A 14,938-nucleotide genomic window follows, 5' to 3' on the forward strand; every position below is an offset into this window, starting at 1 on the left:
CAAAAAAAAGTACTCTTTTTCGGGCAAGATAACGTATTTTGTAGACATGGAACCATTGCAGTTCACATCACTCCCGTCCATGTTCTTCGCCAACTGTTCCTGTGACGATTTCGGAGGCTGGTACAAGCGGATCAACGGGGAGTGGTTGCACTACTCCAGAGAATTTCTGAGGGACACCGCAATATACGGCGCGATCGCCCTCGACAACAGCGGGCTTGAACCGTGCGAAAACGTGGGCATAATAGCCCCGAGTTCGCCAGAATGGATTCTCGCCGACATTGCGACACAGGTGAACCACAAGGAAACCATCCCGCTGTTCCCGAACATCGCTCCCGAGAATTTCGTATACCAGTGCGAAGAATCGCGCGTGCAGGTCCTCATCGTCAACGCGATAACGGACCTCGACCTGCCCCTGCAGGGCATGCTCTCCCGCTTCAAACGCGTGGTGTGCATCGACGGTTCGTCACCGCTTCCCGCTAATGGCATCTACTGGAACGACTTCATCGAGGAAGGTCACAAGCAGAGCGAAGACCCGAAATACTTCAGCTGGCTCGACGACAAAATCCAGAGCATCCATCCGGACGACATCTTCAGCGTCATCTACACGAGCGGTTCTACCGGTACCCCGAAAGGAGTCGAACTTTCGCACCGGAACATGCTCTCGCAAATACAGAGCCTGCTCGGGCTGTACCACATGAATCGCCGCGAGGACTCGGCCCTCACCCTTTTGCCGGTAGCGCATGTGCTCGAGCGGATGACCGTATATTTCTATACCCTGAACGGCATCAGGATCTACTTCGCGGACGACCCGAAGAATACGGCGCAGATACTCACCGAAATCCACCCGACCATCATGGTGGTGGTGCCCCGCATCTTGGAACGTCTCTACGAAAGCATGACCATAATCGCCGACCGCGCGAAGGGCCCGAAGAGTTTATTCATCAAGAACGCCGTCAAACTCGCAAAACTCAGCGACCCCTCGAAATGCAAGCCTCTCTTGCAGAGGTTCTACGACAGACTCGTGTACAAGAAGATGCGTTCCGCGCTCGGCAGCAACCTCAAGCTCATCGTGAGCGGCGGAAGCGCATTGAACAAGTCCATACTGCGCTTTCTCTTGAACATCGGGCTCCCCATATACGAAGGATTCGGCATGACGGAATGCAGCCCCGTGATTTCGGCGAACTGCCCTCGCGTATCGAAACCCGGCACCATAGGGCTCCCGCTAGCACACCTAAAGGTCCGCATAGGCGCACAGAACGAAATCGAGGTGAAGGGAGACAGCGTCTTCAGGGGCTACCGCAACAAACCCGAACTGAACGCACAGATTTTTACCGAAGACGGGTTCTACAAGACCGGCGACCAGGGATTCTTCGACGAGGACGGATTCCTGAACTTCACGGGACGCATCAAGGAACTCCTCAAGACCAGCACCGGCAAGTACGTGAGCCCCAACCCCATCGAGCTCGAAATATGCCGGCACCCGGCAGTCGAGCAGGCGCTCGTCATCGCGAACGACCGCAAGTTCGCATCCGCCGTCATCTGGCTCAACCCCGAAGGCGCACGCCGCCTGCTCAAGCTCACAAAAGAAGAATTCGATATCGAAAAGGCGCTACAGTCGCTGCGCGTCCGCGAAGCCATCAACAGGCACATCACGCGCGTAAACCGGAAGCTCAACCACTGGGAACAGATACGCAAGTGGACGCTCGTGGGCGACGAACTCACCGTAGAATCCGGACTACTCACGCCCACGCTGAAAATCCGGCGCAAATTCGCCGAAGCCCGCTACGCGGAGCAGATTGAAGCGATGTACTCCTAGTGAGTTCCTAGTTCCGAGTTACTGAAGTTGCTTCGCAACAGTTCCTAGTTCTGAGTTACTAGTTACTAGGATTTCTTATAGCGAGAAGCTTCTTGATAAAAGCTATACTAATAACTAGTAACTATTAACTGCCACGAAGTGGCCCTAGTAACTATTGACTAGGAACTGCACCGCAGGTGCCCAGTAACTACTTACCGACTGCTTTAAAGCCAGCGGTCTTGGGGCCGCCCTTGCCCGGCGGGAGAATCATGAGCACCTTCTCCATGCGGGTTCCGTCCATCTTGAGAACGCGGAACTTGTAGCCCTTGATCTCGACTTCAGCGCCCGGCGAAGGGATAATCCCGAGGGTCGCCTGGATAAGGCCGGAAAGCGTTTCCACATGGGAGCCTTCGGGCGGAGTGAGTTCCACCTCGAGTTCGTCTTCCAAGTCGGAAAGCGTCATGAGCGGATCGAGGATATAGCGTCCGTCCTTCAGTTTCTGCACGTCTTCCTCTTCGTCGACATCGTCTTCGTCGCGGATTTCGCCCACGATTTCTTCCAGGATGTCTTCGAGCGTCACGAGGCCCGCAGTTCCACCATATTCGTCAACGACGATGGCGAGCTGATTACCCGTCTTGCGCAGTTCCGTCAGGAGGTCGTCAATCTTCTTGTGATAGGGCACGAACACCGGCGGCATCACGATTTTCATGATGTTGAACGGTTCGGTCCCGTGTTCGGTGTACCATTCCAGGAAGTCGCGGTTCGAAAGGATACCCACGATGTTGTCCATCGTGTCCTTGTAAACGGGCAGGCGCGAATGGCGTTCGCTGTTCAAGACCTTCACCAAGTCGGCAAGCGGGGTATCCACGTCGATAGCGCACATGTCTACACGCGGGGTCATGATTTCGCGCACCGGGGTTTCCACGAAGTCGAAGATGTTGAGGATCATCTGCTGCTCTTCTTTTTCGAGGCCCTCGTCCTCGCCGTCCTGCATGTCGGAAAGGTCGGCCTGCACGGCATCGCGCATTTCTTCGGGCAAGAAACTGAGCTTCGAATCGTAACCCAGAAGTTCAAGCAGCTTCACGAAAATCACATGGCAGAACTTGGCCGCGGGCACGAACGGCAGGCGGATAACCCGGAACAGCGGCACAAGGACTACAGACAAAGTATCGGGCTTGAGGCTCGCCAGCAGGTACGGGATGAAAACCGTCAACACGTACAGTACGCCACATACCACAATCAGGTAAAGGACGACACTCGCGTACAGGTGCTGGGTCACAAAGGTAAACAGGTACTTCGTATACAGGAAAAAGCCGAGCACGCCGGCGCTCACGTTGCCGAAGATGCGCCCGATGGAGACGCATTCATTGAACCCGTTCCATTTCACGAGGCCCGCAATCTTCTCTTCGCGCTCATTGCGTTCCTTCGGGTCACGCTTCGCGAAAATCAGGCTGAACGCGCACTTGGTCGCCGAGAACGTGGCCGATGTCAGGATGAAAATGCACAGGAATACGATCGCGAGAATTTCAGGATTCTCCATCACGCACGCTCCTTGTACAGGTCGAGCCCGAGGAATTCGCATTCACGCTTGCGCATGACCTTGCGGTCGGAGGCCTTGATGTGGTCGTAGCCCGACAGGTGCAGAAGCCCGTGGACAATCACGCGCTTCAGTTCGGCATAGAACGTATTGCCGTATTCGGGAGCCTGACGTTTCACCTGGTCACGGGCGATATAGATTTCGCCCAAGAAGTCCTCCTCGTGCCATTCATAAGAAAGCACGTCCGTCACCTTGTCGAGCCCGCGGTAATCGCGGTTCATCTCGCGCACGAAGCTGTCGGTGCAGAGGACGATGTTTACGTTTTTCTCTTTCCCTTCTTCGGCGAGGAGCTTACGCGCCATAGATTCAAACTTGGCCTTCCACGGGAAAGCCTCGATATCTCCCTCGCACAGGAAATCAATCTTGTATTTCTTCTTTTTACTACTAGCAGGGTCTGCCATTAAATATTATACCACTTCTTTAGGGTTTCTATCATGGCCTCGGCCTGGGCCTTGCCACTGATATTGAACTTGCTGCGTGCCTTGAACGCACCGCCGGCCTTCTGGTAACGGCGCAGGTAGACCTTCGGTTCACCGAATTCACCCGTCTTGGCGTTCTTCTCTTGGCAAAGGAACATCATGGTCTGCCATGCACCCTTGGTGAGGACTGCCTTGTCCAGTTCCTTGATAACCTGTTCGCCCGTTTCCGGGTCGGTCATCTCAACGGTAGGTTCTTCTGTTTCCATGCTCATTTTAGACCTCTTTTAAATAACACAATTTTCTTATTCCAAAGATACAATTATTGCAAGGTTTTCACCAAAAAAGAATATATTTGCAATGTGTTTACAACTCGCAAACGAGGATTTATGTCATTTTCTGGGAAAATCAAGGCAATAATGGCCCTGCTCATGGCGACCGGAACGTGCGCCATGGCCGCCAAAAGCACCTCGGCCAGGGTCATAGACAGACTCGGTGACGCCAAGTTCCAAAAAAAGACCAATATTGGCGAATGGAACGAAATCTACGTGGGCACCCGGGTCAACGAAAGAGACCAGATCCACACCGGCATCGAATCCAGCGTCGCGTTGGTGCTTTCTGACGGAAGTACCATCACCGTCCAGGAGATTTCCCTCGTCGAGTTCACGACCCTCCAGATTGAGAACGGGGCGCAGACCGTATTCACCGACGTGAAGACCGGAAAGGTCCGGTTCAACGCCCAGAAGCAGCGTTCCGGAGGAAGCTTCAACTTCAAGACTTCCACAGCCATAGCCGCCATTCGCGGTACAAGCGGCATATTCGGCCAGACTCCGAAGGCCACCTTTATGGCGCTCGCAAACGGCAACGCCCTGCTCCAGACGCCCCAGGGTCTGGAATGCGAAGTGAACGGCGGCCAGACCGTGTACATCAGGCCCGATGCGAAGAAATGCCATACCATTAACGCGAAATCCTCGGGCAGCAACCATTTCCAGGAACTCCTCGAACAACTCATCGACGACCCGAACAAATCCGACGACCAGATCATAAAGGAAGCCCAGCAGGCCGACAGCGAAATCCAGGCTGAATTCGAGAAGATCAAGGACAAGTTCAAATGCCACTTCGATTCCGTCAAGGACACCATCACGGCAAACTACCTGACCATCACGGGTTCCTGCAGTAAAGGCGTCAGCCTCACCCTGGACAGCAAGACCTTCCAGGACGCAAGGCGTTTCGAATACACCGCGGATTGGGACGCGGGCATCAGCGGCGAAAAGAAATTCCCCGCCACCTGCAGCGTCGAAATCGAAACCAAATGCCAGAACACGAAAAAGAACAGCAAGGCCTCCCAGACATGCAAGAAGCAAATTTCGGCAGACTGCGGCCTGATTACCACGTACTACCAGGCACAGAATTTGGCACCCACGGATTCTCTCGAAATTACGACCCCCTCGCCCACCACGGTCTGCGAACCGGGAGCCGTGACCATAGAAGGAAGATTTGACCCGACCGACACCGAAGGTTCCCTCTTCGTAAAAATCGGGGAATACAAGTCGAAGAACCTCGTGCCCCTGAGCGTGAACGGAGAATTCGAGCACACCGTTTCCATCAGCGACGCCCTCCACAACTGGAACGAGAAAGAAGCCGTCGTGGAATACACCGGCAAGAAAAAGAAATACACCAAGAAGCTCGCGCTGAACATCAAGAAGAACTGCCCGCAGGTGAACCAGCTTCCGCCGGTAGTGTCCCTCATCCATTCCGACTCCCTCAAGTGCGAGGCGCTCTTCTCGCTCCAGGGCGCAAACGACGACCTGGTATTCCTTTCTACCGAAGTCGACGAAGTGGCCACAAAGGAACGATCTTTCACGCAAGACGCCACCTTCAAGGTGAAACTCAACCCGGGAATCCACAACTACACCCTCATGGTCAAGGACCAGGCGGACAACAGCAGCACCACAAAGCACACCTTCGGTTGCTACCCCAAGAACAAGCCGGCCATCACCTTATCGGGCGCCAGCTACGAACTCCTGCGTCCGCCTCCGCCTCCCCCGAAGGTGGACAAAGCAGTCGTCTACAAGACCTTGCGCTTCAGGATTTCAAATGTCGTACAGCAGAATCCCATCCACATCGCACACATCCGCGTTTCAATGGAAAATTCGACACTCCTCGATCTCCGCAACGACCAGATTACGGAACTGGACTACAGCATCCCAGTGGAACTTCCGTACGCAAAGGTATCCAAAGTGACGATTCTCGTTGAAATGAAGAATGGCCGGAAAACAACCGCCGTCAAGACTTACGAGGTCAACTAATGCACCTTCCCTGCAAGTCCCTCCTTTCGACCATCGCCATCGGGTCCGCCATGATTTTTGCGCAGACCGAAGCCCCGATCGATTCGACGGCAATTGCCGATACGGCATCCACGTCAGTTCCTTCCATAAGTACCGAAATTAAAGGCGAAGTCCACGGCTTCCTCAAGCAGGACGAATCGCCCTACCTCGTTACCGGCGACCTCATCGTCGCCCCGAACACGAGCCTCCTCATCGAACCCGGCGTTGAGCTCTACTTCAAGCCGGGAACCGGCCTCCAGGTGGACAACGGCCAGCTCGTCATCGCCGGCTCCAGGATGTCGCCCGTCAGGTTCCTTCCCGCAAGCGAAGACTCCAAGGCCGGGGACTGGAAGGGAATCTCCATTACGGGCGAAGAGAGGGCGGAAATTCGCAACACCCATATCAGCGGAGCGGCTGCAAATATAGCGGTCGAAAACGGCTCGGTAGACCTGCAAAAGGTCAGTATCGAAAATGGTATTCACGGCGTCTACGCACGCAACGCTAGCGTCACGGCGAACGACTGCTATTTCGGCGGAAACCAGGTCGGCTTCCTCGTTTCAAACTACGCCAATGTAAAGATAGACCGCAACGCCTTCGAAAAGAACAAGGTGGCCATCCTCAATTCCGAACTTGCAGAAACGAAAATCATCTCCAGCCGCATAAGCAACAACGAGACCGGCGTGCTCAACATGGGCAATACGCTTGTCACCCTGAGCAAGACCAAAATCGCCAAGAACGACGTCGGCGTCGCTTCGGCAGAAATTCTCGCACCCGAAATCATCGAATCGGCCAAGGGGAACAAGAAAAATATCAGCAGCGAGGCCGAAGCGACAATGGCGGTGTTGCCCCCGGTACCCGAGATTCCTGGAATACAGGCCCGTCCATTCAAGGCTTCGGACAGGATTATATCCGTCTCCGAAAAACGCCTAGATGAACTTTCGAAGAACGATTCCTCGAAAACGCGCTGGAAAATCATCGGCAACGCGATGATAGGCCTCTCGTACCACATCGTGAATACGACCAAGAACGAAAACGACAGCCTCGACATTGTCGATAACGACACCATCCTCCCGGGTGAAAAGTACAAGAATACCTTCCAGGTTCCAGGACTCGCCGGTGCCGCCAGCGTATTCCTGATGATGCAGTCAACCGACGGAAAGACAATCGAGTTCAACACCGACCTCAGCATCGACGCATGGAACCATTTCGCCCCGAACCCCGTAACCCTGAGCTACATGGACGGTTTCAACAAGGTAACCCTCGGCGACTTCATGCAAGCGGGCGGCGAAACATACATGGCCGGCATCCCGATCTTCGGTGCGGATTACACGGTCTCGCTCCTTAGGAACAATGCGAACCAGCCCCTGTTCGAACTCAACGGATTCTTCGGCGAAGCAAAGCGCAGCCTCGTGGAAGGCGCACGCCACCCCTACATCTACAACGATTATATTGAAGACGGAGAATTGCAGGCCCAGCGCATCGCCTATGGCGGATTCATCAAGTGGGCACCGCTGCGCCGCTTCGACATAAAGGCCGGCGTAATCTACGCGAACGACGAACTCGAGGACCCCATCCTGCGCGATGGTGCCAGCAGCACATGGGCGACGAATGACCCGATGCAGGAATCCGTCACGTTCTATGCCGACGGAAACTGGCTGTTCTTCCCGGGAAACATCGAACTCAACGGGCAGATTGCCGTAGGCCGAGCCGACACCACGGACGCCATCCGCCAGAGGGCAATCAACCAGGTGTTCTATGAAGCGGGACTCAATCCCTCATCGTTCAACTTGTTGCGCCAGCTGATGCAGAACCAGTCCAGAATCAACAGCCTCTCCGATGCGGAACTCTATTCCATCTTCGGTGAAAACACGACGCTCAGCAGGAGCGAAATGCGCGAATCCCTGCGCACGCTCATCAGCGAAGCTAAATCCGTACAGAAGCAAGAACAGGACGACCGCGACGAGGGACGCGTCATGGGCCTCAATTGGGGCAGCCAGAATTTCGCCATCGGCGCATCGCTCAACTGGAGCACTAACAAAACAAGCATAAATACCCACATCAAGTACGTGGGCGAAGATTTCTACAGCGCAGGCTCACCGGACCAGCTTTCGGACACGCGTGAATTCGGGTTTCGCGTAGACCAGCACGATATTTTCGGATTCTGGAACCTCGGATTTGGCTACCAGATGAACGTGGAAAAAGCGGCTCATGAAGACAAGACGAACATCTTCGGCCTGAGCGAAGGATCGGAATGGGGGCTGTTCGGCGGAACAAGCGATTCCTGGCTGGAAGAACACGAACTCGACAACGACCGCACAAAGTACATCCAGAAAGTGAGAATCGACAACATCTTCAAGATGAACAAGAACCTAAGCGCGAGTTTCTCGTACAACTTTGAATACATGACTCAGCACCGTCCGTTCCAGCTGCACGCCAGCAGCAACCTGGAAGACGGCATTTACAGGGACGACTGGTTCAGCGCCCGCAAGGGACGCGATTCGACATTGCTCGTGAACAAAGGCGATTCCACCTATGTCGACAGCGAAAGATGGGAAGAATACATGGATCTCATAGAAGCACCTTATCTCGCCTCGTGCTTCCAGGAAAAAATTTTCAAGAACATCTGGAATGCCGGCGCAACGTTCCGTGCAACAAAGAAATCCGTAATCAAGGCCAACGGCATATTCGCCATGCGCACCGACGTTTCCGTATTCCACAAGGACGAACTGATCAAGGACATGGATCTCGCGAACTCCACCTGGGGCAAGCTTGGATACTACTTCAGCGGAGCCAACTACTTTGAGCAGGCATATCCCATTTCCGTGACTACGATATTCCCTATACTGCAGAACCGTTTCGCCTTCACGCCCCGCTACAAGAGCTACAACCGCGATGACATGAGCGAAATCGAATACACGGTCGAAGAAGAAATCGAAGTTCCGTTCATGAACCGCTTCCTGGTGCTGGACATCTCTTCTTCGTTCCGCTACATGAACACGGACTGGAACGAAGAGGGCAAGGACTTCAAGGAAACCGAAATGGACATCCTCGGCAACGCAAACCTGCGCGTAAACCACAACAAGAAGTTCTACACGGAATGGTTCGCGGGAACGGCCATCTATCTCAGGCCCGACAACAAGAGCTACCAGTACAGCGACATCTACATGGGTGTGAACGCCCATTATGTATTCTGACGCGAACCGTCCCACGGGGCTTTGTTGCTCACGGCGTGTTTTAGCAAGCAATGATATTTTAAAGGCGGGCCGAGAGGCTCGCTTTTTTTATTTTTGTTTTCGATGTTCACGTACCGCTACAGAGAACTGCCGGTCGCTCTCGAAAAGAAGGGCGAAATTCGCGGGGCGCTCGCCCGCGAACTCAGGCTGCATCCCGAAAAAATTTTCAATCTCGAGGTGGAGCGGTTCGCGCTGGACAGCCGCCGCAAGGGAGCGCCGCACTGGAGCTACAACGTCATCTTCGACGTGGAACGTCCGCTTCGCGCTTCGGGCAATGCGGCCCGCGGGCTAATCGAGGCCAAGCGGGAACGCGAATCCCTGGAAAGCGATCCGCTGGCAGGGAGCGTTTTGATGGCACCGCACGTGGACATCATCGGGGCGGGCCCCGCAGGGCTGTGGGCAGCCCTCCACCTGCTGCGTCGCGGATTTTCCGTAGATTTGTACGAGCAGGGCAAACCCGTAGAAGAGCGGTTCCGCGACATCCGCAGGTTCTTCGCCGACAGAATCTTCAACGAGCATTCCAACGTACTGTTCGGCGAAGGCGGGGCCGGCGCATTCAGTGACGGCAAGCTCAATACCCGCAGCCGCAATATATACTCCGAGACAGTCCTGCGCGACATGGTGGATTTCGGGGTCGACGAAAGCGTCGTGACATTCGCAAAGCCGCATATCGGGACCGACAGGCTCGTGCTGATGCTGAGAAAAATCCGTGCGGAAATTGCACGCCTCGGCGGGAAAATCCACTTCGATACCGCGCTGGAAGACGTGGAGATAAAGGATGGCAGGATTTGCGCGATAAAAATAAATGAATTAAACAGCGCCACCCGCTGGCAGCCGTGCGAAGCGCTGGTTCTTGCCACGGGACATTCCGCACGCGGAATATACGAACTCCTAGCAGCCCGCGGGGTAACGCTCGAAAGCAAGGCGTTCGCGATGGGCGTGCGCGTGGAGCACCCGCAAACGCTTATCAACCTCCGGCAACTCGGGAAAGGCGTAGACACACGCCTCACGGGAGCTGCGGAATACTTCCTCGCGACCCCGACGCTAAACAAGACGAGCAGCGCCTACAGTTTCTGCATGTGCCCGGGCGGAGTTCTTGTTCCCTGCGCCTCTGAGCCGGGGACGCTCGCCACCAACGGCATGAGCTACAGCCGCCGCAACGGGCATACCGCAAACGGGGCGATTGTCGTGCCCGTAGAAGCAAGCGAAACAACCTTCGGCGGGCTCGATTTCCAGCGTAAAACAGAACGCGACGCATTCGAGGTCGGCGGGAAAGGCTACGCCGCGCCCGCACAGACCATCAAGGCTTTCCTCGCCCACCGCGCCGACAAGAGCCTGCCCAAATCCACGTACCCCTGCGGGCTTGCCGCCTGCAACATGTGGGATTGGCTCGACAAGAAAATCTGCAATTCGCTCGCGGAAGGCTTCCAGAATTTTGACCGCAAGATTCCGGGATTTATAGAACAGGGCCTGATTGTGGCCCCCGAAACACGCACGAGTTCACCGGTACGCATCACGCGCAATAACGACACGCTTGAAAGCGTCAACACGCAGGGGCTTTTCGTGCTCGGTGAAGGCGCCGGCTATTCCGGCGGAATCGTCACAAGCGCCGCCGACGGCGTAAGACTCGCTGTCCGCGCGAAAAAGAGCAAATAAAAAAAGCAATCTGAATTCCGAAAACAAAAAGCGCCCCGAATCAACGAGGCGCGGTTGCAAAAGTGAGCGCCAGCCCTATACTTGTTTTATAGCATCTAGCACGAACGGTCGCTATAAGCGAGCGTGCAAATAGTCCCTTGAAGCAAACATGAATCTACTTAAACTTCACGGCAGTGCCGTAAACGATAATTTCGGAAGCCCCCGCCATCACGGAAGATGTCATAAAGCGGACATTCACAATGGCATCGGCGCCGAGATGGGAAGCTTCGTTCACCATACGCTTCGTCGCAATATTGCGGGCGTCATTCAGCATTTCGGTATAGCCAGCAATCTCGCCGCCAACAAGCGTCTTGAGGCCAGCAAATACATCGCGAACCACGTTCTTGCTGAACACGACGCTGCCCTTGACCATCTGGATGGTCTGAATTTCCTTGCCCGTAATAAAATCGGTCGTCACTAATTGCATATTCCATGCCTCCTTTTTTCATGAATATATAAAATAGCGCGGATAAGCGTGTATTACACAGCGCTTCTCTTGACAAAGCGCCCAATAAGCACGATGAAAAGCACATCGACGAGCACAAAAATACCGAGCCACAAAGCAGTTCCGCTCTGGAACCCGTAACTGTGCAGCCCTACCCCGAGCAAATTCACGCCGAACCAGCAGAGGAACGTCACCACCACATTGAAGCTATTGAACAACGTAAACCCGCGCCGCGACACGAGACGGCCCGCGCGCAGATGAAGCGCGAGCATCGCCCACAGGATTACGAACAACGCGCCGCATTCCTTCGGGTCGAACCCCCAGAAACGCCCCCATGCGAAATCCGCCCACACGCCGCCCAGGAGCGTGCCTATTATGGTAAAGACAGCGCCGAATACGAGCGTGCCGTACAGGAGGGAATCCAGCGGAGTACCCGCACCGTCCTGTTCCCGCGCCAAGGCATCATGCGAATTGCCCGCAAGCAGCCCGCAGGTTTTACCGGCAACCGCCTCGCGGAACAGCGCCACATGGGCAATGACGCCCGAAAGGATCATGCCCGCGAACCCGAGCGCAATCGTGAACACATGAACCGTAAGGAATACTGAGGAATTCAATACGGCAGGAATCGGCCTGAACGTATCGCCCGGCTCCAGCACGAACTTCGCGAAGAACAGGAGGGCCGCCGCCATGCACATCACGGGAATCATGAGCGTAAAGGTCCGGCGTTTGCAGAATATGAATGCTCCGGACTCGAACGCCATCAGGAGCATCGATACAAGCAACACAATTTCGTACAAACTAGAAAGCGGAACGCGGGAAGCAACATAAGTGCGCAGAGCGAACAAAACAGCGAGAATTCCCGCAGCAGCGATACACGCCACATTCGCTACGACATCAAGTTGCCGCTTCTTGAAAATAAGGTTCAGCAGCGAAAGCAGGCATGCCATAAAGGCCACCACAAAACTCCACAAGGTCAAATTCACACTGTGGTAGAAGACCTCTACCGAGCGCTGGTTTGAATCCGCTTTCATAGGCTCGCCGGAAACAATCGAAAACGCAGTCCGATTCGCGACAGATTCATACTGCAAAACGTTCGAATAAAGCCGCTTCATCTCGACTGTCGCCGGATGGTCGTCGTTTCTGCTCGCATAGAGTTCCAGCAAGTCGCGCGACGGCGCCAACTCCGCATAGCTAACATAACGCGAATCGCTCGGCAAGCGCAATGCTTCCAGGACATCGCTGCGGAGAACTTTAAAAAATGCCAGACGGGCAGCTTCTTCCGGGTAAAGCAGAATCTGCCTTACGACGTTCCTTGCGGCAACCTTCCCCACACCCATTTTTTCGCAACATGGTTCCCCTTCCCGGCACTTGTAAGTAACGCGCCCGCTCAAATCATCGAGGAACCCGCGGGCAAACGAATCGAACGGGCGAATAGCAGAATCTACCAGCACGGGGGAATCCGTCTTCAGGCCTTCCCAGACAATCACCGAGGCGTCGCGCCTCACCGAGAACGTTACCAAGGCATCACTCGGGATCTCATCCGCACGCGCATTCATCGGCACCGCAAGCATCACAAGCGCCAGAAGCGGCACGATTTTTTCGACCCCATCAGAATATTCTGTCCGGGAAGATTCCTCCCGAGAATATTCCGTTCGAGAACCACCTTTCCGAGACGCACGCACCTTCACCGCATAATGGAACACCGCCCCCAACAGAAACAGCACCATGAACACATAAGGCACCAAATGGAACGGGTCGTAAAACGCCTTGTACATCGCGATGTTTTTGCCCGGCGCCATTTCCATGCTCCCGCGGTATTGCACGTAATAGGGCCAGCCTCCCTGCAGCGGAATTCCATCCACCTGTTCCTTGCCCAGGCTGTCTTCGGCAGCAAAGAACTTCACATTCTGCGCGGGAACGTCCGTACCGGCGGAAAGTTCCTGCAGAGCATCTTGTTCCACCGCCGAGCCCGAGGGCACGACCGCGAACCCGTTGTACTCCCGCTTTGCGGCACTCCCGACGACACCACCCGCAAGCAAAACGAGCAGGGCGACATGCATTAGCCAGAGACCCGCATTCTTCCACCCGCGGGGCAAGCGGTACACCATGGAGGCGACAAGGTTTACGCACGCAGCAATCGCGACGCTCTTGAACGCAGGGAGCGGAACCACGCCCATGGCCCACACGAAGAAACTGTCAAAGAAGCGGTCCACGGCAACCGACGCCGACAACCCCGCCTCTTCCGCATTCGCCTGCGCAAGCACGCCCCAGAACGTAAGAATCAGGAACGCGACCAGCAACGCCGCGGTAAATTTCAAGGACGACAGCTTTTTTATCAGAACAGGGAGCATCTCTTTCGTCTAGATTGCCTCCACCCACACGAACTTGCTTTCGTCGAGTTTCTGCTCACCGTCGAAGCGGTACGCCACAAGCCGGCCATCGCCGCGGTAGCCCGCCACGCTAAAATCAACGCAGCACACATTGTCGCGAATGAGCCTCGGGAGCCCCGTCAGCCAGTAGTGCCCGAAAAATACGGGACGCTCTTTTTCACCATAGAAGCTACGCCCGAGAACTTCCGCTGGCACATCGCAGGCAGGCAGTTCCACTCCCGGCTGGAAGGAGAGTTCCCGCATCGTCGTTCCCTTCGGGTCTATCCACCACCGGATTCGCGCCCGCTTGCGGAGAACGCCTTCGCCATCGCGGAACGTGATTCCCTCGGGCAGGTCCATCTCGGGCCCCTTCAAGAAGAGGTTTATCGGGTCAAAAAGCGAATCGCTATACTCGTGGAACTGGTCGTTCGCACGGGCTAGCAGCTCGTCATAGTTCCCGTCGGCAAAGCAGCGCACGTTTTCGCCCGCCAGTTTCGCGGCTGCACCCGCATCAAAGCAGGCATGCTGCGCCCGGAACGTCTCCGCTTCTATATAGAACGGGAGCGTCTTGAAAAAATCAAGCATTTCCTCGAATTCCGCCTTACGGCCCTTGTAACTTTCGACGGTCTTCGCGTGAATCGCCACCTTGTTGAAGCTATGTTCGCGCAGGTAGCCCCCGCGGATGCAGTGAATCACGTGCGATCCGCCCGCGCCGTTCAACTGCCAAAAGCAAAGCGCATTGAACTCGTGGTTACCCATCAGGGCAACGGCAGAACCCGCATCGCGCATGGCACGCACCAGGTTCACCGTATCGCGGGCCTCGTTCCCTCGATCGATGTAGTCGCCCAGGAACACGACGGTACGCTCTCCGCCCGGATAGCGGAAGGCGCCCTGCGTTTCTTCGTACCCCAGCTTCTTCAAAAGAAGCCGCAGTTCGGAGCAGTGGCCATGGATATCGCCGATAAAGTCGATGGATGGGTTCATGCGATAAAGATATATTTTTTACGGGTCAAGGCCCCTCGCCGCGCAATTCGGACCCGAGATATACAAAAAAAAGAAGG

General features: G+C 55.2%; 10 protein-coding genes. 4 read left to right on the plus strand and 6 right to left on the minus strand.

Going from position 1 to position 14,938, the window contains the following annotated elements; genetic code table 11:
- Positions 1–46: 46 nt before the first annotated feature.
- Positions 47–1,816, plus strand: coding sequence for a long-chain fatty acid--CoA ligase (locus tag IK012_RS06950; RefSeq protein WP_290952338.1), 1,770 nt, complete (start codon positions 47–49; stop codon positions 1,814–1,816).
- 187 nt (positions 1,817–2,003) lie between these two features.
- On the opposite strand, the gene IK012_RS06955 is transcribed toward IK012_RS06950, so the two are convergent.
- The 3 genes from IK012_RS06955 to IK012_RS06965 are packed head-to-tail and all read right to left on the minus strand — an operon-like array spanning position 2,004 to position 4,083.
- Positions 2,004–3,335, minus strand: a complete 1,332-nt coding sequence (locus tag IK012_RS06955; RefSeq protein WP_290952341.1) for a hemolysin family protein — start codon at positions 3,333–3,335, stop codon at positions 2,004–2,006.
- Positions 3,335–3,793 carry an rRNA maturation RNase YbeY gene (gene ybeY, locus IK012_RS06960; protein ID WP_173378284.1) on the minus strand — a complete coding sequence of 153 codons (459 nt, stop codon included), beginning with the start codon at positions 3,791–3,793 and terminating at the stop codon, positions 3,335–3,337. Before ybeY ends, IK012_RS06955 begins: the two co-directional genes overlap by 1 nt.
- Entirely contained in the window at positions 3,793–4,083 is a 291-nt protein-coding gene (locus IK012_RS06965; RefSeq protein ID WP_173378285.1) for a hypothetical protein, read from the minus strand. Before IK012_RS06965 ends, ybeY begins: the two co-directional genes overlap by 1 nt.
- 114 nt (positions 4,084–4,197) lie before the next feature.
- Here IK012_RS06965 and IK012_RS06970 point away from each other — a divergent pair, with 114 nt between their 5' ends.
- From IK012_RS06970 to IK012_RS06980, 3 genes are all read left to right on the plus strand, one after another.
- On the plus strand, positions 4,198–6,117 hold the full coding sequence (locus tag IK012_RS06970; protein WP_290952348.1) for a FecR family protein: 1,920 nt from the start codon (positions 4,198–4,200) through the stop codon (positions 6,115–6,117).
- Positions 6,117–9,329, plus strand: a complete 3,213-nt coding sequence (locus tag IK012_RS06975) for a right-handed parallel beta-helix repeat-containing protein (RefSeq protein WP_290952351.1) — start codon at positions 6,117–6,119, stop codon at positions 9,327–9,329. Before IK012_RS06970 ends, IK012_RS06975 begins: the two co-directional genes overlap by 1 nt.
- 102 nt (positions 9,330–9,431) lie before the next feature.
- Positions 9,432–11,024, plus strand: a complete 1,593-nt coding sequence (locus tag IK012_RS06980) for an NAD(P)/FAD-dependent oxidoreductase (protein ID WP_290952353.1) — start codon at positions 9,432–9,434, stop codon at positions 11,022–11,024.
- Between the two features lie 154 nt (positions 11,025–11,178).
- Here the strand turns inward: IK012_RS06980 and IK012_RS06985 are convergent, their stop codons facing one another.
- From IK012_RS06985 to IK012_RS06995, 3 genes are read right to left on the minus strand one after another with little or no spacing between them, the layout of a single operon-like run.
- Positions 11,179–11,490 (minus strand): YbjQ family protein, encoded by a 312-nt coding sequence (locus tag IK012_RS06985; RefSeq protein WP_173378289.1) that lies wholly within the window; start codon positions 11,488–11,490, stop codon positions 11,179–11,181.
- 53 nt (positions 11,491–11,543) lie between these two features.
- Positions 11,544–13,826 (minus strand): cytochrome c biogenesis protein, encoded by a 2,283-nt coding sequence (locus IK012_RS06990; protein WP_290952356.1) that lies wholly within the window; start codon positions 13,824–13,826, stop codon positions 11,544–11,546.
- A gap of 42 nt (positions 13,827–13,868) precedes the next feature.
- Complete coding sequence (locus tag IK012_RS06995; RefSeq protein WP_290952359.1) at positions 13,869–14,861, minus strand: metallophosphoesterase; 993 nt, start codon at positions 14,859–14,861, stop codon at positions 13,869–13,871.
- Positions 14,862–14,938 lie beyond the last annotated feature (77 nt).

The sequence above is a fragment of the Fibrobacter sp. genome, from assembly GCF_017551775.1.
Lineage (GTDB): Bacteria > Fibrobacterota > Fibrobacteria > Fibrobacterales > Fibrobacteraceae > Fibrobacter.

Coding starts and splice junctions, on each gene's coding strand:
- IK012_RS06950 (WP_290952338.1), top strand. CDS start 47: ATGGAACCATTGCAGTTCACATCACTCCCGTCCATGTTCTTCGCCAAC.
- IK012_RS06955 (WP_290952341.1), bottom strand. CDS start 3,335: ATGGAGAATCCTGAAATTCTCGCGATCGTATTCCTGTGCATTTTCATC.
- ybeY (WP_173378284.1), bottom strand. CDS start 3,793: ATGGCAGACCCTGCTAGTAGTAAAAAGAAGAAATACAAGATTGATTTC.
- IK012_RS06965 (WP_173378285.1), bottom strand. CDS start 4,083: ATGAGCATGGAAACAGAAGAACCTACCGTTGAGATGACCGACCCGGAA.
- IK012_RS06970 (WP_290952348.1), top strand. CDS start 4,198: ATGTCATTTTCTGGGAAAATCAAGGCAATAATGGCCCTGCTCATGGCG.
- IK012_RS06975 (WP_290952351.1), top strand. CDS start 6,117: ATGCACCTTCCCTGCAAGTCCCTCCTTTCGACCATCGCCATCGGGTCC.
- IK012_RS06980 (WP_290952353.1), top strand. CDS start 9,432: ATGTTCACGTACCGCTACAGAGAACTGCCGGTCGCTCTCGAAAAGAAG.
- IK012_RS06985 (WP_173378289.1), bottom strand. CDS start 11,490: ATGCAATTAGTGACGACCGATTTTATTACGGGCAAGGAAATTCAGACC.
- IK012_RS06995 (WP_290952359.1), bottom strand. CDS start 14,861: ATGAACCCATCCATCGACTTTATCGGCGATATCCATGGCCACTGCTCC.